Annotated in this window: 21 protein-coding genes; 13 read left to right on the top strand and 8 right to left on the bottom strand. The window is 74.0% G+C overall.

What is annotated here, in order from left to right; genetic code table 11:
- Positions 1-144: 144 nt before the first annotated feature.
- Together FB388_RS14910 and FB388_RS14905 are read left to right on the top strand one after the other, a co-directional pair.
- Positions 145-2049 (top strand): hypothetical protein, encoded by a 1905-nt coding sequence (locus FB388_RS14910; RefSeq protein ID WP_142101354.1) that lies wholly within the window; start codon positions 145-147, stop codon positions 2047-2049.
- Entirely contained in the window at positions 2046-2468 is a 423-nt protein-coding gene (locus tag FB388_RS14905; RefSeq protein WP_142101352.1) for a hypothetical protein, read from the top strand. The genes FB388_RS14910 and FB388_RS14905 overlap by 4 nt, the downstream gene beginning before the upstream one ends.
- Positions 2469-2490: 22 nt before the next feature.
- Here FB388_RS14905 and FB388_RS14900 read toward each other — a convergent pair whose 3' ends face one another.
- On the bottom strand, positions 2491-3975 hold the full coding sequence (locus FB388_RS14900; RefSeq protein WP_142101350.1) for an NAD-dependent succinate-semialdehyde dehydrogenase: 1485 nt from the start codon (positions 3973-3975) through the stop codon (positions 2491-2493).
- A 105-nt stretch (positions 3976-4080) separates the two neighbouring features.
- Here FB388_RS14900 and FB388_RS14895 point away from each other — a divergent pair, with 105 nt between their 5' ends.
- Entirely contained in the window at positions 4081-5253 is a 1173-nt protein-coding gene (locus FB388_RS14895) for an acyl-CoA dehydrogenase family protein (protein WP_246121940.1), read from the top strand.
- Between the two features lie 8 nt (positions 5254-5261).
- Complete coding sequence (locus FB388_RS14890) at positions 5262-6263, top strand: acyl-CoA dehydrogenase family protein (protein ID WP_142101348.1); 1002 nt, start codon at positions 5262-5264, stop codon at positions 6261-6263.
- 643 nt (positions 6264-6906) lie between these two features.
- On the opposite strand, the gene FB388_RS14885 is transcribed toward FB388_RS14890, so the two are convergent.
- Positions 6907-9666: a nitrate- and nitrite sensing domain-containing protein gene (locus tag FB388_RS14885; RefSeq protein ID WP_170225613.1), complete on the bottom strand. Its 2760-nt coding sequence runs from the start codon at positions 9664-9666 to the stop codon at positions 6907-6909.
- 385 nt (positions 9667-10051) lie between these two features.
- Here FB388_RS14885 and FB388_RS14880 point away from each other — a divergent pair, with 385 nt between their 5' ends.
- Positions 10052-11323 carry an ABC transporter substrate-binding protein gene (locus FB388_RS14880; RefSeq protein WP_170225612.1) on the top strand — a complete coding sequence of 424 codons (1272 nt, stop codon included), beginning with the start codon at positions 10052-10054 and terminating at the stop codon, positions 11321-11323.
- 7 nt (positions 11324-11330) lie between these two features.
- Here FB388_RS14880 and FB388_RS14875 read toward each other — a convergent pair whose 3' ends face one another.
- Positions 11331-11786 carry a pyridoxamine 5'-phosphate oxidase family protein gene (locus FB388_RS14875; protein ID WP_142101341.1) on the bottom strand — a complete coding sequence of 152 codons (456 nt, stop codon included), beginning with the start codon at positions 11784-11786 and terminating at the stop codon, positions 11331-11333.
- 63 nt (positions 11787-11849) lie between these two features.
- Here FB388_RS14875 and FB388_RS14870 point away from each other — a divergent pair, with 63 nt between their 5' ends.
- Genes FB388_RS14870 through FB388_RS14860 form a run of 3 tightly spaced genes read left to right on the top strand, consistent with a single transcriptional unit; the run spans position 11850 to position 15158 of the window.
- Positions 11850-12980, top strand: a complete 1131-nt coding sequence (locus FB388_RS14870; RefSeq protein WP_211361922.1) for an NAD(P)/FAD-dependent oxidoreductase — start codon at positions 11850-11852, stop codon at positions 12978-12980.
- A 9-nt stretch (positions 12981-12989) separates the two neighbouring features.
- Positions 12990-14204, top strand: a complete 1215-nt coding sequence (locus FB388_RS14865; protein WP_142101339.1) for an RNA polymerase sigma factor — start codon at positions 12990-12992, stop codon at positions 14202-14204.
- Positions 14205-14252: 48 nt separating this feature from the next.
- The gene (locus tag FB388_RS14860; protein ID WP_142101337.1) at positions 14253-15158 is read left to right on the top strand and encodes an SGNH/GDSL hydrolase family protein; all 906 of its coding nucleotides are present in this window, start codon (positions 14253-14255) and stop codon (positions 15156-15158) included.
- Here the strand turns inward: FB388_RS14860 and FB388_RS14855 are convergent.
- Both FB388_RS14855 and FB388_RS14850 read right to left on the bottom strand, forming a co-directional pair.
- Positions 15155-15601: an SRPBCC family protein gene (locus FB388_RS14855; protein ID WP_142101335.1), complete on the bottom strand. Its 447-nt coding sequence runs from the start codon at positions 15599-15601 to the stop codon at positions 15155-15157. The genes FB388_RS14860 and FB388_RS14855 overlap by 4 nt on opposite strands.
- The gene (locus tag FB388_RS14850; RefSeq protein ID WP_246121938.1) at positions 15598-15927 is read right to left on the bottom strand and encodes an ArsR/SmtB family transcription factor; all 330 of its coding nucleotides are present in this window, start codon (positions 15925-15927) and stop codon (positions 15598-15600) included. The genes FB388_RS14855 and FB388_RS14850 overlap by 4 nt, the downstream gene beginning before the upstream one ends.
- A gap of 105 nt (positions 15928-16032) precedes the next feature.
- Here FB388_RS14850 and FB388_RS14845 point away from each other — a divergent pair, with 105 nt between their 5' ends.
- From FB388_RS14845 to FB388_RS14830, 4 genes are read left to right on the top strand one after another with little or no spacing between them, the layout of a single operon-like run.
- Positions 16033-16368 carry an ArsR/SmtB family transcription factor gene (locus FB388_RS14845; RefSeq protein ID WP_170225611.1) on the top strand — a complete coding sequence of 112 codons (336 nt, stop codon included), beginning with the start codon at positions 16033-16035 and terminating at the stop codon, positions 16366-16368.
- A complete protein-coding gene (locus tag FB388_RS14840; protein ID WP_142101331.1) occupies positions 16365-16826 on the top strand; it encodes an SRPBCC family protein in 462 nt (153 codons plus the stop codon). Before FB388_RS14845 ends, FB388_RS14840 begins: the two co-directional genes overlap by 4 nt.
- Positions 16823-17494, top strand: coding sequence for a DUF899 family protein (locus FB388_RS14835; RefSeq protein WP_142101329.1), 672 nt, complete (start codon positions 16823-16825; stop codon positions 17492-17494). The genes FB388_RS14840 and FB388_RS14835 overlap by 4 nt, the downstream gene beginning before the upstream one ends.
- Positions 17494-17946: a hypothetical protein gene (locus FB388_RS14830; RefSeq protein ID WP_142101327.1), complete on the top strand. Its 453-nt coding sequence runs from the start codon at positions 17494-17496 to the stop codon at positions 17944-17946. The genes FB388_RS14835 and FB388_RS14830 overlap by 1 nt, the downstream gene beginning before the upstream one ends.
- Here the strand turns inward: FB388_RS14830 and FB388_RS14825 are convergent.
- Together FB388_RS14825 and FB388_RS14820 are read right to left on the bottom strand one after the other, a co-directional pair.
- Entirely contained in the window at positions 17931-19532 is a 1602-nt protein-coding gene (locus tag FB388_RS14825; RefSeq protein ID WP_142101325.1) for a bifunctional 3'-5' exonuclease/DNA polymerase, read from the bottom strand. The two genes, FB388_RS14830 and FB388_RS14825, sit on opposite strands and share 16 nt — an antisense overlap.
- The gene (locus FB388_RS14820; RefSeq protein ID WP_142101323.1) at positions 19529-21046 is read right to left on the bottom strand and encodes an FAD-dependent oxidoreductase; all 1518 of its coding nucleotides are present in this window, start codon (positions 21044-21046) and stop codon (positions 19529-19531) included. The genes FB388_RS14825 and FB388_RS14820 overlap by 4 nt, the downstream gene beginning before the upstream one ends.
- A 71-nt stretch (positions 21047-21117) precedes the next feature.
- Here FB388_RS14820 and FB388_RS14815 point away from each other — a divergent pair, with 71 nt between their 5' ends.
- Positions 21118-21957, top strand: coding sequence for an LLM class F420-dependent oxidoreductase (locus FB388_RS14815; protein WP_142101321.1), 840 nt, complete (start codon positions 21118-21120; stop codon positions 21955-21957).
- 10 nt (positions 21958-21967) lie between these two features.
- Here the strand turns inward: FB388_RS14815 and FB388_RS14810 are convergent, their stop codons facing one another.
- Positions 21968-23479 (bottom strand): MFS transporter, encoded by a 1512-nt coding sequence (locus tag FB388_RS14810; RefSeq protein ID WP_342787904.1) that lies wholly within the window; start codon positions 23477-23479, stop codon positions 21968-21970.
- Positions 23480-23590: the final 111 nt, after the last annotated feature.

The following is a 23590-nucleotide window of genomic DNA, read 5'->3' as shown; positions in this document are numbered from 1 at the left end:
CCGCCCGCGTCGCGACGCGAACCCTCGGCCGCTCGATCTCCGGCACGCCCCGAGCCGGCGGGACGGCCCGCGCGTCCGTCCGGACCGGCCGCCCGTCCGGCCCGGAGCGCGGATCCCGGGGCCACCGCCGCCGCCGTGGCCGACATGGACGTGCGCACTACCGCGCTGCCCGTGCAGCGGCAGCGCCCACTGCCGCCGCCCCCGCCGCCCTCTTCGTCCGCGCTGCCCATCACCGGCGTCCACCGCTTTCTCTCGCCCGCCCTCGCGCTCGCCGCCGTTGCGCTGCTGCCGATCGCCGCGGCCACCACCGACCTCTCCGCGCTCGACGGATGGGGCCTGGCCAAGGTCCTCGGCCCGGCCGCGTGGCTGTCGATGCTGTGTGCCGTCGCGGCGTGCGTCGTGGAGCTGTGGTCGCCCCGGCCGCGGATCCCGATGCTCGGCACGGCCACGGCCACCCTGATCCTCTGCTCGTACGGCATCCCGTCGGTGGTCGAGCCGGCCGCCCGGTTCTCCACGGCCTGGCTCATCTCCGGGTTCGTCGACGCGATGGCGGGTGACGGCCAGGTCGTCCAAGACTACGACGCCCGCTTCTACTGGCCGGCGTTCTTCGCCCAATGGGCATGGTTCCGGGACGCCGCGGGCGCCACCCAGCTGGACGAGGTGCTGCGGTGGTTCCCGCCCGTCATCGTCGGGGTCTGGGCGATCGGGATCTACGCGCTGGCCCGCTCCATGCTGGGCGGCCACCGTGCGCCGTGGGCGGCGGCGTGGCTGTTCCTGGGGCTGAACTGGATCGAGCAGGACTACTTCTCCCCCCAGGCCACCGGCATCGTGCTGATGCTGACGCCGCTGGTGTTCGCGCTCGGCCCGCTGGCCACCCGGCGGACCGACGCCGGCGGCGTGCCCGGCTGGCCCAAACCGCACGCCGACGCGAAGCGGCTGGCGCTGCCCCGCCGCTGGCTGGTGGCCGCCCTCACCCCGCCGAACCGGCCGACGCTGCCTGCCCGGCAGCTGCTGCTGATCTACTTCTGCTCGGCGTTGTGCCTGATCGCCGTGGCGCCGGAGCACCAGCTCACCCCGTTCGCGATCATCGGTCAGCTGGTGGTGCTCGCGATCGTGGGCCGGTTCCGGGGCCGCGGCCTGGTGCTGGTCGGGATGATCGCGGTGGTCGTCTACATCCTCATCGCAGGCCGCGACTTCTGGATCAGCCAGCTGGACATGATCATCGGGTCCGGCAACGCCGAGGACGCGATCCAGGCCGGGGTGTCGGACCGGCTGGCCGGTGACGACGGGCAGAGGTTCGTCAAGGTGCTGCGCATAGTCGTGCCCGGCCTCACCTGGTTGCTCGCGATCGTCGGTGCCTGGGTGTACTGGCGACGCAGGCGCGACCTCACCCCGATCGCGCTGGCCGCGGTGCCCATGGCCTTCGCCGCGCAGGGTTACGGCAGCGAGGTGTTCCTGCGGATCGTGCTGTTCGGCCTGCCGATCCTGTCGATCCTCGGCGCCGACGCGCTGCGGTGGGTCGCGCGTCGCAAGCGCAGCACGGAGAAGGTGCTCGCCGGCTGCATGGTGGTGCTGTTCGGCTCCCTGATCCTGATCCGTGGCGGCAACGAGTCCTACATGATCGTCTACCCGGAGGAGGTGGCGATGACCCGGGAGGTGTACGCCACCACGCCGGAAGGGCAGGAGGTCGTACCGCTGGTCAGCGGCGTGGGACCGTACTCCGTCGCGGGGGTCGACAGCCACAGCAAGGGCGATGGCGTCGACGGTTGCAGCGACCTGATCGAGGACCCGATCCGCTGCGTCGACCTGCAGGACCCGGACGTGATCCTCTCCTACGAGTCCACCGAGGCGTACGGGCGTGACCTGAAGCTCATGCCGCCCGGGTGGTCGCTCGACGTGGTGCGACAGATCGTGGCCACGGGCGAGTACGTGATCACCTACCAGAACGGGTTCGACGTGGTGCTCCGCAAGGTCGAGACCCCGGAGGCCCCGCCGGCAGCCCCCGCTCCCGCAGCCCCGGCCCCTGCACCCGCGGGAGCTCCACGATGACCATCGACCCCCGGCTCGACGTCGTCGTCTGGGCAGCCGTGCTCGCCCTCTTCCTGCTGCTGGGCGCGCGGGCGTGGGCGGTGGAGACCGCGAGCGCCGGCGAGCACCGCAAGTCGGTGCGCGTGCGGGCGCTGAACGGGGCCTCCGCGGTGGCACTCGGCGTGCTCGTCGTGCTGATGGCGGTGCAGGGCGGCGTCGCGCTCGCCTACGCGATCGCCACCCGTACCAACCCCGAGACGATCGTGACCGTGGTCGGCGACCCCGACAACACCGCAGATCCCGCCGGGGACGCCGCCGACCCGGCCGTGCCGGACCCGGCCCTGCCGGATCCGAACGCTCCGGCCGGCGGTACGCCGGGGGCGCCCGACCCGAACCCGGGCGGAGCACCTCCGGCGCCCGCGGGACGTCCGGGCGGCTAGGGCCGGTCTCGGCCCATCGGAATCAGCCGGCGAAACCGATCGCCACGTACTTGGTCTCGAGGAACTCGTCGATGCCGACGGTGCCGCCCTCGCGGCCCAGCCCGGACTGCTTGATGCCACCGAACGGGGCGGCCGGGTTGGACACCAGCCCGGTGTTGAGGCCCACCATGCCCGACTCCAGCCGCTCCGACACGCGCAGGGCGCGGCTGATGTTCTCCGTGAACAGGTAGCTGACCAGGCCGAACTCGGTGTCGTTCGCGGCGGCGACGGCGTCGTCCTCGTCGTCGAACACGCTGATCGCGGCCACCGGGCCGAAGATCTCCTCGGACGTGACCCGGGCCTCCAGCGGCACGTCGGACAGCACGGTGGGCCGGTAGAAGTACCCGGGCCCGTCACCGGGCTCGCCGCCGACGTGCACGCGGGCGCCGCGGTCGACGGCGTCGCGCACGAGCTCGACGACCTTGTCGCGGCCCTTCGCGTCGACGAGCGGGCCCACCTGCACGCCCTCGTCGGTGCCGCGGCCGACGACCAGCGCGCCCATCCGCTCGGTGATGCGCCGGGCGAACTCCTCCGCCACGCCGCGCTGCACCAGGAAGCGGTTGGCCGCCGTGCAGGCCTCACCCATGTTTCGCATCTTGGCGAGCATCGCGCCCTCGACCGCCTTGTCGAGGTCGGCGTCGTCGAAGACGAGGAACGGGGCGTTGCCACCCAGCTCCATCGACGTGCGCAGCACCTGCTCCGAGGCCTGCTCCAGGAGCTTCTTGCCGACGGGTGTGGAACCGGTGAAGGAGAGCTTGCGCGCCCGGCCGTCGCGGATCAGCGGCTCCATCACGCCGCCCGCGTCGGAGGTGGTGACCAGGTTCAGCACGCCGTCGGGCAGGCCGACCTCGGCGAGGATCGCGGCGAGCGCGTGCATCGAGAGCGGGGTCTGCTGCGCCGGCTTCACCACCATCGCGCAGCCGGCCGCGATCGCCGGGCCGATCTTGCGGGTGCCCATCGCCATGGGGAAGTTCCACGGCGTGATGAGCAGCGACACCCCGACCGGCTGCTTCTGCACGAGGAAGCGGCTCGCGCCGTTGGGCGCCACGGCGTAGCCGCCGCCGATGCGGACCGCCTCCTCGGCGAACCAGCGGAAGAACTCCGCGGCGTAGGTGATCTCGCCGCGGCTCTCGGTGAGCGGTTTGCCCATCTCGAGCGTCATGAGGAGCGCGAGGTCGTCGATCCGGTCCATGATCACTTCGTAGGCGCTGCGGAGGATCTCCCCGCGGTCCCGCGGCGCCATCGCGGCGAACGACTGCTGCGCCGCTGCAGCCGCGGCGAGCGCGTCCATCCCGTCCTCCGGGCCCGCATCGGCCACCTCGCACAGCGCCTTGCCGGTGGCCGGGTCGTCGACGGTGAGGGTGCGGCCCGACGCGGCAGGGCGCCATTCCCCGCCGATGAACAGGCCGGTGGGAACCGCGTCGACCACCCGGGCCTCGTCGGTGCTGCTGGCGGCGGAGTTCGTCATGGCCGCGATGCTGCCACCGCGGGCCGGTCGTCGCAGCCCCCTGCACCTGAGTGTTGTGGCACGCACCACCCGGTGCCGCACCGCGTGATGGCCGAGGATGGGCCGGTGACCGCGACGACGCTGCACCGGCTCCCGGACCTCGTGCCACCGCCGACCGAGCTGCCGCCCCGTACCGCGGCCCTGCGCGCCGAGGTCAGGGCGTTCCTCGCGGAGGAGCAGGAGGCAGGGCGGTGGACGCCACGCGCGGACGTCTGGCTCTCGGGGTGGGACGAGCGCTTCTCCCGGGAGCTGGGGCGGCGCGGCTGGCTGGGCATGACGATCCCGGAGGAGTACGGCGGGCACGGTGCCTCGGCGCTGGACCGCTACGTCGTCACCGAGGAGCTGCTCGCGGCGGGTGCGCCCGTGGCTGCGCACTGGATCGCCGACCGGCAGATCGGGCCCACGCTCCTGCGGTTCGGCACCGAGGAGCAGCGGCAGCGCTTCCTGCCGGGGATCGCACGGGGCGAGGTGTACTTCGGCATCGGGATGAGCGAGCCCGACGCGGGGTCGGACCTGGCCGCGGTGCGCACCCGCGCCGAGCGCGTCGATGGCGGGTGGGAGCTCACCGGCACGAAGGTGTGGACGTCCGGGGCGCACCACGCGCACGCGTTCTTCGCGCTCGCCCGCTCCGCGCCGCGCGACGAGCAGCACCGGCACGCCGGGCTGTCGCAGTTCATCGTGCTGCTCGACTCACCCGGCGTGCAGATCCGCCCGATCCCGCTGCTCACCGGCGCCCACCACTTCAACGAGGTCGTCTTCGACCGGGTCTTCGTGCCCGACGACATGGTGCTCGGCGAGATCGGCGCCGGCTGGAAGCAGGTCACGAGCGAGCTCGCGTTCGAGCGCAGCGGCCCAGAGCGGTTCCTGTCGACGTTCCCGCTGCTCGTCTCGATGCTCGGGGAACTGGCGGGCAGCACCGGTATCGAACGGGAGATCGGCGGGCTGGTGGCGCGGCTGTGGACGCTGCGGCGGATGTCCCTCGCCGTCGCCGGCTCGCTGGAGTCGGGGCAGGCGCCGGAGCTGGCCGCCGCCGTGGTCAAGGAGCTCGGCACCCGCTACGAGAACGAGGTGATCGACGTGGCGCGGCTCCTGGTCGCCACGCCGCCGGATCCGGGTGCGGAGGGCGGGTTCCCGCGGCTGCTCGCGGACGCCGTGCTGCACGCCCCCGGCTTCACCCTGCGTGGCGGCACCAACGAGGTGCTGCGCGGGATCGTCGCAAGGGGGCTCGGGCTGCGATGACTACTTCCGTGAACGCGGAGCTCCACGAGCTCGCCGAGTCGATCTTCGGGGACGCCGCCTCGAACGACACCGGCTTCGACGCGGGCGTGTGGGCCACGCTGGAGGAGACTGGGCTGGCCCGGCTGACGCTGCCCGGTGAGGCGGGCGGCAGCGAGGGCACGCTCGAGGACGCGGCCGTGGTGCTCGCGGCGGCAGGCGCCCACGCCGCCCGCGTTCCGCTGGTGGAGACCGACCTGCTGGCCGGTTGGCTCCTGCACACCGCGGGTGTGCCGCTGCCGGACGGCCCGCTCACCGCGGTGGCGGGGGAGCTGGACGTGGAGGGCACGACGGTCCGCGGCGAGCTGCGCCGCGTGCCGTGGGCGCGGGCGGCGGCCGGTGTGGCGGTGCTGACCGGCACCCGCGTGGTGCTGCTCGACCCGGCCGCGGTCGAGATCACCGAAGGGACCAACCTCGCCGAGGAACCGCGCGACACGGTCACGGTCGACGGTGCCGCCGCCGCGGTCGTCGAGGCTCCCGATGGCGCCGCTGCTGAGCTGCGCCTGCGCGCCGCGCTGGGACGGGCCCTCCTGCTCGCCGGGGCGGCCCGCGCGGCTCTGGCCGCCTCCGTCCGCTACGCGGGCGAGCGCGTGCAGTTCGGCCGCCAGATCGGACGTTTCCAGGCCGTGCAGCAGCAGCTGGCGCTCGCGGCGGGCGAGGTGGCCGCGGCATCGGCCGCCGCATCCGCGGCGGCCCGGGTGGCCGCCGACGCCGGCTTCGCGGCGCCGTCCACACGGCTGGCCGTGGCCGCGGCCAAGTCCCGCACCGGGGAGGCCGCGGGCGCCGTCGCCCGGATCGCGCACCAGGTGCACGGCGCGATCGGCTTCACCCGCGAGCACGACCTGCGGCTGTGGACCACCCGGCTGTGGGCCTGGCGCGAGGAGGACGGCTCCGACGCGGAGTGGAACACCGAGCTGGGCACCACCGCGCTCGCGGCGGGTCCGGCCGGGTTGTGGCCGCTCATCACGGGCTAGACGAGGCGGCGGCGGCCCGTATCGAGACACCGCCCCGTTGCGCCCGGTCTCCTGGCTCAAGGCGTTGCTTCCTCAGGGCCTCCTGGCGGCGCCGCGCATTGTGCGGGGCCGCCCCTCACAGCTCAAGGGCGCCTTCGGCGTCGCTGCGCGATCGCTACCGCGACCCTTGACCTGCGAGCCTCTGCGGCCTCTTCCGGCCCGCTTCGCGGGCAGGCCCCGTGCCTGCCCCTTTCGGCGCGCGGCGCCGCCAGGAGGCCGGTCTCGGGCGTCTGCTTGCTCTCGCACACCGACTTCTGCCCTCGCACACCGACTGCAGTCGGTGTGTGAGCACCGAAGTCGGTGTGCGACCGACGCTCGCGGCCGTTTGCCCGTTTCCACGGGGGCGAAGCCTCGATCGTGGGGTGGGATCAGCCTTCGGTGGCGCCGCGCGCCGAAGGGGCAGGCCTACCGCCTGCCCGCGAAGCGGGCCTTCCAGGGGCCGTAGAGGCTCGCGGGTCAAGGGGCGCGAAGCGATCGAGCAGCGCCCTTGAGGCGTGAGGGGCGGCCCCGCACGATGCGCGGCGCCACCGAAGGCCCGGGGAGGGTGGGCCTGGACGGTGCTGACATATCCAAGAACCTGGTCTGGGTGGATGTGAATCCGAGCTCAGGAGCCCTCGTCCTCGGCGCGTATGTGCCGCCCGTGGCGCACGCCGCGCTGGAACGTGGTGAGTCGCCCGCGGACCGCATCCGGGTCGCGCCCGGAGATCGACGGTGGCGGCTCGCCCGGGATGGAGGCGCTGCCGGGCATGAGCCGCCCGCGGGGCACCCGCTTCGGCAGGCCTGCGTCGGTGAAGCCGCCGGTCTGGCTCTCGGTGGCGGCGCGGGCCGCCTGCCACACCGCGTCGGCGGACGTGATGAAGGAGGATGGGTCGGGACCGTCGGCGCCGTGGTGGGAGCGGGCCCCGACGCCCACGGGCACCTGCTGGCCCTCCCCGGGACGGCTGCTACCCGGCACGTGGAACCAGCCCGAGGTGACCTCCGCGAAGATCGGTGTGGCCTCGAACTCCTCCACGTCGGAGGCCAGCGGGTCCGGCGGGCGGGGCTCCGCGGGGTCGGGGAGCGAGGGCGGGGGGACGATCGGCTCGAACAGGCTGATCGGGTCCAGGCGCAGCTCCGCGGCGGGATCGACCGGTGGTGGTTCGGGCAGGGGCTCCGGATCGTCCGGAGGTCCGGGCTGGGCGGGCACCACCGGGAGGCGCATCGTGGTTTCGCCGTTTGTGGGGTCGTAGCGCGGGCGGGGGGCCGGGCGCGAGTCGGCCGACGGCAGCGCTGCGCCGTCGGAACCCGCGGTACCGGGGGTCAGCGCCTCGCCGTCGTCGTTGCGAGCGGGGGGGCTCTGCGGCAGGACGATGCGGGACGGCAGGGCGGGTGCCGCCGGGCCGGCTTCGAGGCGGGACCACACCACCTGGTCCGGCTCGTCGACGCGCTCGCGCACGAGGTCGGCCGGGACCGTGACCCGGGCGGTGATGCCACGCTTGCCCGAGCTGGCCGAGGCGCCCATCGAGTCGGTGAACAGCCCCACCGAGATGCCGTGCCGGTTGGCGAGCCTGCCCACCACGAACAGGCCCATGCGCCGCGACGCCGCCACCGAGGCGGTGGACTCGATCGGGTTGCGCAGCCGCTCGTTGAGGGCGCTGAGCTCCCCGGGCGGCAGCCCGATGCCCTCGTCGAAGATCTCCACCAGGATCGAGCCGTCGCGGGCCTGGCTGCAGCTCATCACCACCTGGCTCTCGGTGGGCGAGAAGTTGGTGGCGTTGTCGAGCAGCTCCGCGAGCAGGTGCTGGATGTCGTTGGCCGCGCTGGCGGCGAACGTGGCTGCCGGTGGGTTCTGGACCAGCACCCGCTGGTGGTGCTCGATCTCCGAGACCGCGGCCCGCAGGACGTCGAGCACGGGGGTGTCCTCGGCCGCGGGCCGTGGGATGTCGGCGCCCGCGAGGACGAGCAGGTTCTCGCAGTTGCGCCGCATGCGGGTGGCGAGGTGGTCGAGCCGGAACAGGTCCGACAGCTGCTCGGGGTCGCCCTCCCCCTCCTCCAGCTGCTCGATGAGCACGAGCTGCCGGTCGACGAGCGCCTGGCTGCGGCGGGAGAGGTTGACGTACATGGCGTTGATGTTGTTCTGCAGCGTGGCCTGCTCGGCGGCCAGCCGCACCGCCTGCTCGTGCACCGCGTCGAAGGCGCGGGCGACCTCGCCCACCTCCTCGCGCGTGGTGACCGGCACCGTGGCGATGTTGAGGTTCGGTGCCGTGCCCTGGCGCATCCGGCGCACGGCCTCCGGGAGCTGGTCCTGGGCCACGGTGATGGCGCTGCGGCGCAGGGTGCGCAGCGAGGCGATCATCGAACGGGCCACGAAGCCGACGATCAGTGCGGCCAGCACGAGCGCCAGCAGCAGCACGATGGCGTTGCCCCATGCCTCGACGAGCGCGCTCTGCCGCCGCTCGGTGACCGCGCTGCGCAGGTCGGCGCGCAACCCCTCGGCGGCCGCGTCGAGCTCGCCGAGGAACCGGCTGTAGACGTCGGCGACGGTGACGACACCGTCGCCGGCCGGGGGCGAGCCCGCCAGCACGGCCTGCACGAGGCCGTTGCGGGCGGTGTTGCCGGGACCCGGGATCAGCCCGGCGTAGCGCACGCGCTGCGGGGCGTTCAGCGAGACGCGGAAGTCGGCGAGGGCGCTCTCCAGCCGCGCGTTGCTGAACTGGAGGTCGGTGCCGAGGGTGGGGGACAGGCTGCCGCGGACGGCGATCGCCATCTGGGCCTGCTGGAGGGTGGCCTCGTTGCGCGCGGCGCTGAGACCGGCGAGGGCGTTGGCGAGCCCGGTGACCTCGGACGTGTTGATGTTGCGCAGCAACGCGGTGTCGAGCTGCACGAGCTGCTCGATGAGCTCGGAGTACCGCGCGACGACGGCCTCCGGCGGAGCGTTGGAGCGGGTGACCACCTCGCGCAGCGGTGGGAGCCGGGAGATGGCCTGGTCGGCCTGCTGCTGGACGAGGATGATCGCCGGGACGTCGGCGGCCACCCTGGCCACCGCGTCGCGGCTCTTCGCGGCGCGCTGGTCGACGGCGTCGACGACGCCCTGCAGCGCGCGCCCGTCGGTCCGGCCGTTCGCCACGAACTCGGTGGCGCGGTAGCGCTCGCGCTCCACGTCGACGACGAGGGATGTGACCATGCCCTGGGCCGCGACGAACCGGGCCACCAGGCCGCGTTCGGCCGCCTCGGAGACCTCGTCGAGGATCCGGACGGTGCCCAGCGCGACCGCGAGCACGAGCGGTACGACGAGCACGACGGAGAACTTGACGCGCACGCTCCAGTGGCGTGGTGACGGCCACGCTGACCGCCGGCGGGCGGCCGGCCGGTCGTCCGTTGTCACGTCGGTCTCTCCACTCGGACGCTTGGGGGAGCGAGGCGGCCCGAGCCGGCCGCCGGGCACCATGATCACCCGTTCTCGCAGTGTAACCAGTGTCACCCGGGGTTGTCGGTAGTGCGAGCACTCCGATGCGCTGAACGGGTGGCCACCTGCTGCGCTGCGTCATGATATGGGTACCGCTCGTTGCTCATTTCGCGGCCACGCCGCTCCGCGTGTCGCACCCCGTCAGTTTGACACCTCAGATGTCCTCCCAGGATGCTTCGCACCGATCAAACATCCGACGGTTGCACGATCCACCCCGCAAACGATCGACCCCGCACGCGAGGACGGTATGCAGGACGGCACAGCCAGCGGCTCGCGGCCGAACCGTCGGCAGTTCCTCCGCACCGTGGGGGCAGCCGGGGTCGGCGTGTTCGCGGGTGGGTTCGGGGCGGCATGCGCGTCCCAGCCGCAGCCCGCGGTCCCCGCCGCCGGGAGGCCCGGCGACGTGATCCGGATCGGCTTCGTCACACCGGAGACCGGATCATTGGCGCCGTACGGCGAGGCCGACGGGTTCGTCGCCACGGCGATGGGGCAGTTCTTCGCCGCGAACCCGATCGTCGTCGGTGGCCGCCCGCACCGGGTGGAGATCATCAAGCGGGACTGCCAGTCCGACGCCAACCGGGCGGCCGACGTCGCCGCCGGGCTCGTCCTCGACGACGGCGTCCACCTGATGCTGGTCTCCGCCACGTCCGACACCGCCAACGCCGTCAGCGACCAGTGCGAGGCCGCGGGCCTGCCGTGCGTGGCCACCGCGGCCCCGTGGCAGTCGTGGTTCTACGGACGCGGCGGGCGGCCGCAGAGCCCGTTCGCGTGGACGCACCTGTTCTCGTGGGGCCTGGAGGACGCCCAGGCGGTGTATGCCGACATGTGGGACCAGGTGGCGACGAACCGGATGGCCGGGGCGCTCTGGCCCAACGACACCGACGGCCTGGCCTGGGGAAATCCGGACATCGGCTTCCCACCCGCCGTCGCCCAGCGCGGCTACACGATCGTCGACCCGGGCAACTACACCGGCGGCAGCCAGGACTTCTCGGCGCAGATCGCCGCGTTCCGCACCGCCGCGGCTGAGGTGCTGCTCGGGGTGCCGAACCCGGCGGACTTCGCCGCGTTCTGGCGGCAGGCGTCCGAGAACGGCTACCGGCCCCGGATCGCGACGGTCGGCAGGGGCATCCAGTTCCCGGCCACCGTGGAGGGGATCGGCCAGCCCGCCGTGAACCTCGCCACCGAGGTCGGCTGGTCGCCGAACCACCCGTTCAGCTCCTCGCTCACCGGGCAGAGCGCGGCCGATCTCGCCGGCGCCTACACCTCGGCGACGGGGCGGCAGTGGTCCCAGGCGCTCGGGTTCGCGCACGCGCTGTTCGAGGTCGCCGCGGCGGCGTTCGCCGCCGTCGGATCGGTGGAGGACCGCAAGGGGATCGCCGACGCGATCGCCGGGATGCGGCTCGCGACGGTCGTCGGCCCCCTCGACTTCACCGCCGGCCCGGTGCGGGGCGTCGCGAAGACCCCGCTCGTCGGGGGTCAGTGGCGCCCGGGCACGACCACCCCGTACGAGCTGGTGATCGTGAGCAACGCCCAGCACCCGGAGATCCCGGTCGCGGGCACGGTCGAACCGCTCTGACCGCGGGTCACCCGCCCAGCTTGCGGAAGTCCCAGCTCGTGATCTTGTCCGGCGCCAGTCGGAGCCACGCGTGCCGGCCGTCGTGGACGAACGTGCCGCCCAGGTAGCGATCGGCCATGAGCTGCTCGGGGCCCTCCAGCTCGGGCACCCGCTCACCGGTGCGCGGCACCTCGCCGACGACCTCGACCCGCCCGCGCAGCTCGACTCCGCGCAGCTCGTCGTAGGACGTACCGGCGTCGACGACGACGGCCACTCGCGGGTCGCGCTGCAGATCCGCCCAGCGCTGGCTGCGCACCACGGACGTGAGCCAAAGGGCGCCGCCGTGCCACGCGTACCAGAGCGGCGTGGCGTGCGGGCCGTTCGGGCCGACGGTGGCGACGCGGCAGGTGCGCTCCTCGGCCAGGAACGCGTCCACCTCCGCTGGGCTCATCGCGATCCGCCTGCCCCGGCGCTGCTCCACCATGACTACGCAGCGTAGCCGACCCGGTGGGGTCGTCACCTGCCGTGGGCGAGTAGAACCAGGGGCGTGGACGACGTGGTCGACCTGGCGGTCGTGGGCGCAGGCCCCGCCGGCAGCGCCGCGGCCCTGCGCGCGCTGCAGCTGCGCCCGGAGGCCCGCGTGCTGCTGGTCGACGCCGCGGAGTTCCCGCGCGACAAGACCTGCGGCGACGGGATCGCCGCCCACGCCCTCGACCTGGTCGAGGCGCTGGGCGTGCCCGGCGTGTCCCGGCTCGGGCCGCCCGTGCCGCGGATGCGCCTGCGCAGTCCGGGCGGGCAGGTGGTCGAGCGCACCTGCGCGCGGCCGAACCGCGTGGTGCCACGCACCGTCTTCGACGCCGAGCTGGTGGCCGCCGCCGTCGCGCGCGGGGCGCGCCTGCTGCGCCACCGCGTCCGGCGCCTCGAGGTGCGCCCGGACCGGGTCGTCCTCGACGGCGCGGTCGCGGCGCGGGTCGTGGTCGGCGCCGACGGGGCGAACTCCACGGTCCGCCGCATGCTCGGTGCCCCGGTCGCGCCGCCGTCCGCCACGGCGGTGGCCGTGCGCGGGTACGCCCCCACGGCCGTCGACCCGGACACGCTCGTCATCGAGTTCGCCCGCGGGTCCTATCCCGCGTACGCCTGGTCCTTCCCGCTGCCCGGCGGCGGGGCCAACGTCGGGTTCGGGGTCTTCGACAAGCGCGGCAGCGGCTCCCGCGCCGAGCTCGTGGCGGCCCTGCGGGCGCTCCTGCCCGGCCACGAGCCCGACCCGGCCTCCGTCCGCGGTCATCACCTGCCGCTCTCCACGACGCCCCGCCACCACCCGGACGGCCGCGTGCTGCTCGCGGGCGACGCGGCCGCGCTGGTCAACCCGCTGACCGGGGAGGGGATCTTCGACGCGCTCGCGTCCGGCGTGCTGGCCGGGCGGGCCGCGCTGCTCGGCGCGGCGGCGGGCGCGGCGCACCGGGCCGCGATGCGCCGGACGTTCGGGCGGCACCACGCGCACGGCGCCGTGCTGTCGCGTCTGCTGCACCGCCCCCGGTTCCTCGACGCGGCGGTGCTCGCGGCGGCGCGGCGCCAGTCCGTCTTCGACTCCGCCGTCGACCTCGGCCTCGGCTGCGGCACGGCCTCGCTCTCCTCGCTCGCCCATGTCGCGCTGAGCTACGCGACCGCGGGTTCGTAGGCTTGCCCCGTGGTGGGTGCGGTGCTCGAGGACGTGCTGCGGCCCCTCGTCCCGCAGGTCCTCGGCGTGCTGGTGCGCCGGCACGGACAGTTCGAGGCGTGCGAGGACGCGGTGCAGGAGGCGCTGCTCGCGGCCACCGTCCAGTGGCCGGCGGAGGGCGTGCCGGACAACCCGCGTGCCTGGCTGCTGACGGTGGCCACCAGACGTCTGACCGACCAGTGGCGCAGCGAGCACGCGCGGCGCCGCCGCGAGACGACGTCCGCGCTGCTGGACGGTCTGGAGGAGGTCGCACCCGAACAGCCCCCCGCCGAGGACGACACGCTCACGCTGCTGTTCCTGTGCTGCCACCCCGCGCTGTCGCCGCCGTCGCAGGTGGCGCTCACGCTGCGTGCCGTCGGCGGGTTGACCACCGCCGAGATCGCCCGCGCGTTCCTCGTGCCCGAGTCGACGATCGCGCAGCGCATCAGCCGGGCCAAGCGCACGGTGGCGGGCGGCGACTTCGCGCTGCCGGCCGAGGCGGATCGCACGTCCCGGCTGGGTGCGGTGCTGCACGTGCTGTACCTGGTGTTCAACGAGGGCTACACGGCGACGTCCGGACCGGACCTGCAGCGGCCCGACCTCACCCGGGAGGCGCTGCGGCTGGTCCGGCAGGTCCACCGGCTGCTGCCCGACGACGGTGAGGTGGCCGGCCTGCTCGCGCTCATGTCGATCACCGAGGCCCGCCGGCCTGCTCGTACCCGGCCCGACGGCGGGCTGGTGCCTCTCGCCGAGCAGGACCGCGGCCTCTGGGACCGTGCCCTGCTCGCCGAGGGGATCGCGCTGATCGAGGCGACCATGGCGCGTGCCCCGGTGGGGCCCTACCAGCTGCAGGCGGCGATCGCGGCCGTGCACAGCGAGGCGGAGTGCGCGGAGGACACCGACTGGCCGCAGATCGCGCAGCTGTACCGGGTGCTGTCCACTGTGGCGCCGGGCCCGATGGTCACGCTCAACCGGGCCGTGGCCGTCGGGATGGTCGAGGGCCCGCAGGCCGGCCTCGACCTGCTCGCCACCCTGGACGAGGGCCCGCTCGCGGGACACCACCGGGTGCCGGCCGTGCGCGCCCACCTGCTGGAGCTGGCGGGCGAGCGGGAGGCGGCCCGAGCCGCCTACCTGGAGGCGGCCCGACGGACGACGAGCGAGCCCGAGCGCCGGTACCTGGAGGAGCGCGCTGACCGCCTCGGGTGACACCCGTACTCGGGAGTATCGAGACGATCACTGCATCGTTGTGTCGATGTGCGCCGCTCCCCGGCCCGATGGGTCGCCCCGGTTCTGCTCGCCACCGCCATCCCGCTCGCGACGGCCGGTCCGGCCGCAGCGGAGCCCGAGCAGACGCCGGTACAGCGCTACGTCGCGCTCGGCGACTCCTACGCGGCCGGCCCGCTCGTGCCGATCCCCACGGGCGAGCCGGCCGGGTGCCTGCGCTCCAACCAGAACTACCCGTCGGTCGTGGCGAAGGAGCTGGGCGTCGCCGACTTCCACGACGTCAGCTGCAGCGGGGCGACCACGGAGAACATCACCGGGCCCCAGAGCGTGCCGCTGGGGCAGAACCCGCCGCAGCTGGACGCGCTGGCGCCCGAGACCCAGCTCGTGACGATCTCGATCGGCGGCAACGACATCGGCTTCGGCGACATCGTCACCGAGTGCGCGAAGCGCTCGCCGCTGCAGCCCACCGGAAGCGCGTGCAAGGACCACTACACGGCCGGCGGCACCGACCAGCTCGCCCAGCGGATCGACGAGGCCGCACCGAAGGTGGCCCGCGTGCTCGCGGCGATCGACGAACGTTCCCCGGACGCGCGCGTGCTGCTCGTCGGCTACCCCGCGATCCTGCCCGACGAAGGCCCCGGCTGCTTCCCGCTGGTCCCGTTCAGCCCCGGCGACGTCGACTACCTGCGCGGCGTGGAGAAGCAGCTCAACGCGATGCTGGCCGACCAGGCGTCCCGGGCGCGGACGGACTTCGTCGACACCTACACCCCGTCGATCGGCCACGACGCCTGCCAGCTGCCGGGCACGAAGTGGGTGGAGGGCCTGGTGCCCACTTCGCCCGCGGCGCCCGTGCACCCCAACGCTCTTGGCATGCGCGAGATCGGCGGGATGGTCGTGGACGTGCTGGGCGACCAGCCTTCTCGCGCCGCCGCCTAGAAGGCCTTCTCCAACCGGTTGACCCACTCCTCCCAGCCGCTGCGCAGCTCGTCGTAGTAGGACGGTTCGAACTCCGGCCCGGTCCAGGAGTTCACGAGCGTCAGCTCGGTGCGCCCCGGCTCGACCTCGCGGAAGGTGACCTCCACCTTCTCGTCGCTGATCCGGTCCTCCGGGGTCTGGGAATGGTGGGTGAAGGTGAACGCGATCCGCGTGGGCGGCGTGAGCTCCAGGTACTCGCCGGTGAAGCCGTTGACGCTGCCGTCGTCCTCGTGCAGCTCGATGCGGTACCGCCCGCCGACGCGCACGTCGGCGTCGACGACGGTGGCGTACCACTGGCGCATCTTGTCCGGCTCGGTCCACGCGGCGTAGAGGGCCTCGGGGGAGGCGGCGATCGTGCGGACGACGGTGACGCGGTGCGGGACGGTCCTGGGGATGTCGGTCACGGGGACTCCTCATCGGCTCGGGTGACGAACGCTTCGAGGGCGTCGATGCGCTCGGTCCAGAACTGCTCGTAGAAGCGCAGGTGGCGGCTCGCCGCGGCGAGGGGCTGGGCCTCGAGACGGCAGACGTGCCGCCTGCCGAGCACGGTGCGCCGCACCAGACCGGCCCGTTCCAGCACCTTGAGGTGCTTGGACGCGGCGGCGAGCGAGATCGGGTGCGGCGCGGCGAGCTCGCCGACGGTGCGCTCGCCCTCGGCGAGGGTGCGCACCATGGCGCGGCGCGTCGGATCGGCCATCGCGTGGAAGACCGCGTCGAGTTGCTCAACCACTCGGTTGAACATAGTGCGGAGCGCGGCAATCGTCAACCGATCGGTTGAGTGTTGACAGCAGGGTTATGGTGAACCTCGAAGTTAATTAACCGAGAGGTTTGATTCGTGGTCGACGATCAGCTGGACACCGTGTTCGGGGCGCTGGCCGACCCCACCAGGCGCGCGATCCTCACGCGGCTGGCCCACGGCGAGGCCACCGTCACCGAGCTCGCGGCACCGTTCGCGATGAGCATGCCGGCGGTCTCGAAGCACCTGAAGGTCCTCGAACGGGCCGGGCTGATCAGTCGGGGCCGCAACGCGCAGCAGCGGCCGTGCCGGCTGGAGGCCGCGCCGCTCGCGAGCGTGGCGGAGTGGGTGCAGACCTACCGGCGGTTCTGGGAGGGCAGCTTCGACCGCCTCGACGAGCACCTGCAGGAGCTGCAGGAGGGAGGTCCGGCGTGACCGCCACCCGGGAGTTCACGATCACCCGCGAGTTCGCAGCGCCGCGCGAGCTCGTCTTCCGGGCCTGGACCGACCCGCAGCACCTCACCCGCTGGTACGGGCCGCACGGCTTCACCACACCGCTCGACTCCATCAGCGCGGACGTCCGCCCGGGGGGCATGTGGCGGGCCACGATGGTCCTCGACGCCACCGGCCAGGAGTTCCCGACGGGTGGCTTCTACCTGGAGATCCGCGCCCCGGAGCGGCTGGTGTTCACGTGGCGCGAGCCGGGCGGTGACGCCGAGTCGGTGATCACCGTCGAGCTCACCGACCTCGGCGACGGCCGCACCGCGATGACCTTCCACCAAGCGGGCTTCACCACCGAGGAGGCCCGGGAGAACGTCCACGACGGCTGGTCGAGCGCGTTCGACCGCCTCACCGAGCACGTCACCCATCCCGAGGAGGACACCCGAGAATGAGCACACCGACGCGCACCGAACTCGCCCCCGAGGCGTTGCCCCCGATCGTCACGCCGCAGGAATGGGCCGTGGCGGCCGCCGAGCTGCGGGCCGCCGAGAAGGAGCACATGCGCGCGGGCGACGCGCTCGCGGCGCGGCGGCGCCGGATGCCGATGGTCGAGTTCGGCAGCTACACCTTCCAGGGCGCCGACGGGCCGGCAACCCTGCTGGACCTGTTCGAGGGCCGCCGCCAGCTCGTCGTCTACCAGTTCATGCGCGGGCCGTCCTGGTGCGAGGGCTGCTGCATGTTCACCGACCAGATCAGCGAACTCGCCCACCTGTACACCCGCGACACGACGATGGCGAACGTCTCCCTGTCGCGGTACGAGGACCTCGCCGCGCTGCGCGAGCGGATGGGCTGGCAGGTGCCGTTCTACTCCAGCCTCGGCAACGAGTTCGCCGCCGACTGCGGCACCGCGGAGGGATTCGGTCTCAGCGTGTTCCTGCGCGACGGCGACCGCGTCTTCCGCACCTACTTCACGAACAACCGGGGCGTCGAAGCCATCGGCAGCGTCTGGTCGCTCCTCGACCGCACCCCGCTCGGGCGGCAGGAGACCTGGGAGGACACCCCCGCCGGCCGCCCGCAGACCGCCGCGTACGAGTGGTGGCGCCTGCACGACGAGTACTGATGGCGGCCGAGATCGCGGCCTTCCAGCCGCTGATCGGGGCCTGGGCGACCTCCGGGCGGACCGTCGAGGGCGTCACCATCGAGGGGAGCGACGTCTACGAGTGGCTTCCCGGCGAGCGCTTCGTCGTCCACCACGTGGACGTGCGGATGGGCGGCCAACAGGTGGACGTGCTGGAGGTGATCGGCGAGCCGGACGGCGACGCGTTCCTGATGCGCTCGTTCGACCGCCAGGGCGGCACCGCGGTGATGCGGGCGACCGTCGACCACGCGGGGGTGTGGACGTTCGCCGGGCCGACCGAGCGCGCCACGCTCGTGGTGGCCGGCTCCACGATGTCCGCGAAGTGGGAGCGCAACGTCGGCGGTGCGTGGGAGCACTGGATCGACATGGAGTTCCGACGCTCGCAAGACGTCGCCCTCGCCGAGTCCGCGGACGCTTCTCAGCGTTCGTCGTAGCCCTCGACGACGCGGGCCTGCATCGGGAAGCGCACCGGCGTATCGCCGAACAGGCGCCGCCCGGCCGTGGCCGCGGCGGCGTGGACGGCGGCGGCGGTCTCCTCGGCCACCTCGGCGGGGGCGTGCAGCAGCACCTCGTCGTGCTGGAAGAACACGAGCTGGGCGGGGCTGCCGGACGCGCGCAGCTGCCCGCGCAGCTCGGCGAGCAGCACGAGCGCCCACTCCGCCGCGGTGGCCTGCACCACGAAGTTGCGGGTGAACCGCCCGCGGGCCCGCGCCGCGGCGGGCTGCTCGTGGCCGGGGCGCGCCGGTGGGCAGGTGCGGCCCAGGTGTGAGCGCACCAGGCGGCCCTCCTCGCCGGCGCGGGCGGCGTCCTCGACGAATCCCATCGCGGCCGGGAAGCGGCGGCGCAGCGTGGCGAGCAGCACGCCGGCTCCGCCGTAGGTCTGCCCGTACATCGCCGAGAGCAGGGCGAGCTTGGCCTTGGCCCGGTCGCCGCCGAACTCGCGGGCGGCGAGCGCGGTGTACAGGTCGTCCTCGCCGGGGGCGAGCGCGTGGTCGCCGGAGAGCGCGGCCAGCACCCGCGGCTCCAGCTGCGCGGCGTCGGCCACCACCAGCCGCCAGCCGGGGTCGGCCCGCACGGCCGCGCGCACCGCCTTCGGGATCTGCAGGGCGCCGCCACCGCGGGTGGCCCACCGGCCGGACACCACCCCGCCCACCACGTACTCGGGGCGGAACCGCCCGTCGCGCACCCAGCTGCGCAGCCAGGCCCACCCGTGCGCGGAATGCAGGCGGGCCAGCTCCTTGTAGGCGAGGAGCGGCGCGACGGCGGGGTGGTCGACCTGCTTCAGCTCCCAGGACCGCGTGGTGGCCAGCTCGTGCCCGGCCCTGGCGAAGGCGCGCAGCACCTCGGCGGGGGAGTCGGGGTTGACCGGGCGGCCGAACGCCGCGTCGACCGCCTCGGCGAGGGCCGCCAGCTTCGGCGGGCGCCCGCCCAGCACCGGCCGCGGCCCGAGCAGGTCGACCAGGAGCCGGTCGTGCACGTCGGCGCGCCAGGGCAGGCCGGCGGCGGTCATCTCCTCGGCCACGAGCATCCCGGCCGACTCGGCGGCCGCGAGCAGCCGCATGCCGGGACCGGCCGCGGCGAGGGCCCGCTGCTGTGCCGCGTGCACCGCCACGACGTCGGCCAGCTCGTCGCCGGGAGCGGCCGTGTCGAACAGCGCGGGCGGGCCGTCGTCGACGGCCGGCGGGTCGGGATCGGGCGCGCGGCCCTGCAGGCGGGCGACGGCCGCGGCGAGCCCGTGGGGCTCCCCGAAGTGCCCGTCGGCGGCGACGAGCAGGCCCTCGACCAGCTCGACGTCGTGCGCGCGGCCCACCCCGGCAGGCGGCCCGGCTCCCGCCGTGAGCAGGCGCCGATAGGTGCGGGCCCTGGCGAAGACCCACCGAGGTGCCTCCCGCTCCTCCAGCACGGCCACCGCCGTGAGATCCGGCAGCGTCTCCGGTGCGGCGGCCGGGGAGCCGTCCTCGTGCAGCCGCTGGATCCGCGGCCGGCCGTCGCGCGGTCCCGGGTCGAACGCGACCCTCACCGGCGGCGCGGCAGCAGCCCGGCGAGCAGGCCGCGCTGCGGGCCGCCGCGGAGCTCCTCAGGGGCGGCACCCACCTCGGCGAACACGTCGTTGGCCGCCAGCACCCCGGTAGCGGCCGCACGTTCCATGAGGCCCGTGAGGAACGGGGTCGTGACGTGATCGCCCGCCACGCGGAGACCTCGGCACGAGCCGGTGACGTTGATCCGGGACGCGGCACCGCCCGGTGGGAACGACGGCGCGGTGGCCTCCATCCGCTGCTGCTGGTGCAGCACACCGGCGTCGGCCGTCTCGGGCCACAGCTGCGCGAGCTCGGCCCGCATCCGGGCGGAGGCGCTGTCGGCGTCGGGCGCGGAGCAGGCGTAGGAGTGCAGCTCCACGACCGAGCCGCCCGTGCGCGCGGCCCACCGGGCCGACGGCTCCTCGAGCCGGGAGTAGACCGTGACCGAGTCGAGCGTGCGTTCGCGGCTCACGGCGTTGAACGTGGCGCGGTGGGGGGCGACGTCGCGGTCGAGCCACAGCCGGGTGACCGCGAACGGCGGCGCCACCGGCAGCGCCGCCGCCTTGGACACGAGCCGCGGCGCCACCGCCGCCACCTGCGGGGACGCGGCGAGCAGGGCCCGCAGCGCAGGCGGCTCGGTGGCGAGCACGAGGTGCCGGGTGAGCAGGGCGCCGTCGTCGAGCTCCACGCGCCAGCGGTGGCCGTCGGCCGGTGTGATCACCCGGGCCGGTGTGGCGGTGCGCACCTGCGCGCCGAGCTTCTCCAGGTACGCCGTGAAGGGTTCCCAGATGGCCGTGCGGTGGTCGGTGGCGGGAGCGTCGAAGCCGATGCCGTGCGGGTTGCCGAGGAAGTAGTAGTGGAACATCGCGATCAGCTCTGCCGCCGAGAGCGCGCCGGGGTGGGCGAAGAAAGAACGCGCGAACGCCTCGAAGAGCATCGCCTGCGCGCGGTCGGACATGCCGAGCGAGGCCAGGAACCGCGCGGCCGGCACGTGGTCGAAGCGCGCGGTGGTGCGGACCCGGTCGTAGGCCAGCAGCTCGGCGGCCAGTGACTGGCGGGAGCGGAGCAGGTCGCGCAGGCCGAGGCTGGGGGAGCGGGCGAACAGCGCGATCAGGTTGAACGGCGGGTTGCCCGGGAGCCCGGTGAGATCCTCGTCCGGCCAGTCGCGGGAGATCACCGGGTAGCCGTCGACGGGGCGGAGGAACCCCAGCTCCGGGTCGATGCGGCGCAGCAGCGCGCGCCAGGTGTGGTAGTGGCGGAAGAACGCGTGGAACCCGTGCTCGACCACCTGCTCGGTGCCGTCGGGCAGGGTGTGCGGCCACGCGCCCAGCCGGCCGCCGAGGGTGGGCGCCGCCTCCAGCAGCGTGACGGCCACGCCGCGCTCGGCCAGCACCACCGCCGCCGAGACCCCGGCGATCCCGCCGCCCACCACCACGGCCTCGGTGCCTTCCGGGGCCTTGTGGGGCAGCGACGGGTCGGCCGGCACGAGTACCCGTGCACGCGGTTCGCGGCTCACCCGCCGACTCTATGTGCGCGCCCCGACACTTCGTGGAATGCCCGCGCACGCCGGCCGCGTTGGCCCCTGACATGACGATCGATGTGGGCCGGTACGGGATCTGGCGGGGGAAGCAGGGGCTCGGCCCGGAGTTCGCGGTGGAGGCCGAGGCGCTCGGGTACGGCGCCATCTGGATCGGTTCGTCGCCACCCGGGGACCTCGCGCTCGCGGAGGCCCTGCTCGACGCCACCGACCGCATCGTGATCGCCACCGGCATCGTCAACATGTGGGCGACCCCGGCGCAGGAGGTGGCGGCCTCCTACCACCGGATCGTGGCGAAGCACCCGGATCGCTTCCTGCTCGGCGTCGGCATCGGCCACCCGGAGAAGTCGGAGGAGTACCGCAGCCCGTACGCCACCATGGTCGACTACCTCGACACCCTCGACGAGGCGGGCGTCCCCGTGGCGGGCCGGGCACTCGCCGCGCTCGGCCCGAGGGCGCTGCGGCTCGCCGCCGACCGCACGGCCGGTGCACACCCTTACCTGACCACCCCCGAGCACACCCGCGAGGCGCGGCAGCTCGTCGGCGACGGTGTCCTGCTCGCCCCGGAGCAGAAGGTGGTCCTCGACACCGACGCCGAGCGCGCCCGCGCGGTCGGCCGCCCGTTCGTCGACCAGCCGTACCTGCACCTGGTCAACTACCGGTCCAACCTGCTGCGGCTCGGCTGGACCGAGGCGGATCTCGACAATGGGGGCAGCGACGCGCTCATCGACGCGCTCGTCGCCCACGGCGACGCCGGCACGGTGGCCGAGCGGCTCACCGCCCACCTGGAGGCGGGCGCCGACCACGTCTGCGCGCAGGTGCTCACCGCAGGCGGCGCCGACCCGCTGCCCGCGCTGCGCGAGCTCTCGGCGGCACTCGGACTGCGCTGATTCCCGTCCGCTACCGCGGCGTGCCCGTCGGGTGCAGCGGTGGCCCGGTCATCGGGCAGTGCACGCACTCCTCCACCCGGATGCCGTCAGCGGCGGGCGCCTCGGCTTCGAGCGGCTTGCGGATCAGCGTGTACCCGGCCAGCGCCGCCGCGACGAGGAGGCCTGCGCCGATCATCATCGCCACCCGGAAGCCGGCGTCGAACGCGGCCGGGTCGGTGTAGTCGTCGCCCGTGATGCCGGCGAGGCCGGGCACGACGGCGACGGCGAGGAGGCCGGCTGCCCGGGCCACCGCGTTGTTCACGCCGGACGCGGCGCCCGCGTACCGGTCGGGGGCGGAGTCGAGCACGGTGGCGGTGAGCGGGGCGACCGTGAGCGTGAGGCCGGCGCCGAACACGAGCATCGCGGGCAGCAGGTCGGTGAGCCACGACGTCGTGGCGTCGACCCGCAGGAGCAGGAGCAGGCCCGCGGCGCTCACCAGCGGGCCGACGGTCATCGGCAGCCGTGGCCCGATCCGCCCGGTGAGCGCGCCCGCCCGCGCCGAGAACGCCAGCATCACCGCTGTGACCGGCAGCAGCGCCGCCCCGGCCGCGAGCGGCGTGAACCCGGCCACGGTCTGCAGCTGCAGCACCAGTAGCAGGAACACCGCTCCCATCGCGCCGTAGATCAGGACGGTGGCCACGTTGGCGGCCGTGAACGTCCGGTTCCGGAAGAGGGCCGGCGGCACCAGCGGGTGGGGTGAGCGCCTCTCGACCAGCACGAACGCCACCAGCGCCAGCACCCCGACGGCCACGGCAACCACCGGGAGCGGCTCGGCGCCGACCTCGCCGAGCCCGGTGAGGCCGTAGGTCAGCGCACCGAGCCCGACCACCGCCAGCACCGTGCCGGTGATGTCGAGGCCGGGAGCCGACTCGGCGTCGCGGCTCTCCGGCACGTGCTTCAGCGCGATGACGATGATCAGTGCCGCGAGCGGGATGTTGATCAGGAAGACCGCCCGCCAGCTCCACTCGACGAGCCAGCCGCCCAGGAACGGGCCGACGGCGCCCGCGATGCCGCCGAGGCCGGACCACGCGCCCACGGCCGCGGCGCGGTCCGGCCCGTGGAACGAGGCGGAGATCAGCGCGAGGCTGCCCGGCGTGAGCAGGGCACCACCCACGCCCTGCAACGCCCGCGCCGCGATCAGCGTGCCGATGTCCGGGGCCAGCCCGCAGGCCAGCGACGCCACGGCGAACCAGGCGACACCGACGATGAACACCCGCCTGCGGCCGAAGTGGTCGCCGAGCGACCCGCCGAGCAGGATGAGGGCGGCGAGGGTGAGCGTGTACGCGTTGACCGTCCACTGCAGGCCGGTGAAGCCCGCGCCGAGGTCGGTGCCGATCCGCTCGAGTGCCACGTTCACGACCGTGCCGTCGATCATCGCCAGACCGGATCCGAGCACCGTCGTGGTGAGCACCCAGCGCCCCGCCGCAGTGCCCATCCGCAGTTCCCCCGCCACCATGTGGCGCAGCTTACGGCGCTCGAGCACGCGCCCGAGCCGATCACCGGTAGATCGAACAACTCCCCGTGCACGACGTATGACACCCCGTCACCTCTGCGGAGCGCGGTCGTTGACCGTGCAGGAACGGGAGGCGACATG

It is taken from the genome of Pseudonocardia cypriaca (assembly GCF_006717045.1).
Classification (GTDB): Bacteria; Actinomycetota; Actinomycetes; order Mycobacteriales; family Pseudonocardiaceae; genus Pseudonocardia; species Pseudonocardia cypriaca.
This window is presented reverse-complemented; position numbering and strand designations above follow the sequence as displayed.

Excerpts from the sequence above, each read along its gene's own strand:
- FB388_RS14910 (WP_142101354.1), top strand. The coding sequence starts at position 145 with ATGGACGTGCGCACTACCGCGCTGCCCGTGCAGCGGCAGCGCCCACTG.
- FB388_RS14905 (WP_142101352.1), top strand. The coding sequence starts at position 2,046 with ATGACCATCGACCCCCGGCTCGACGTCGTCGTCTGGGCAGCCGTGCTC.
- FB388_RS14900 (WP_142101350.1), bottom strand. The coding sequence starts at position 3,975 with ATGACGAACTCCGCCGCCAGCAGCACCGACGAGGCCCGGGTGGTCGAC.
- FB388_RS14875 (WP_142101341.1), bottom strand. The coding sequence starts at position 11,786 with ATGGTGGAGCAGCGCCGGGGCAGGCGGATCGCGATGAGCCCAGCGGAG.
- FB388_RS14835 (WP_142101329.1), top strand. The coding sequence starts at position 16,823 with ATGAGCACACCGACGCGCACCGAACTCGCCCCCGAGGCGTTGCCCCCG.
- FB388_RS14830 (WP_142101327.1), top strand. The coding sequence starts at position 17,494 with ATGGCGGCCGAGATCGCGGCCTTCCAGCCGCTGATCGGGGCCTGGGCG.
- FB388_RS14815 (WP_142101321.1), top strand. The coding sequence starts at position 21,118 with ATGACGATCGATGTGGGCCGGTACGGGATCTGGCGGGGGAAGCAGGGG.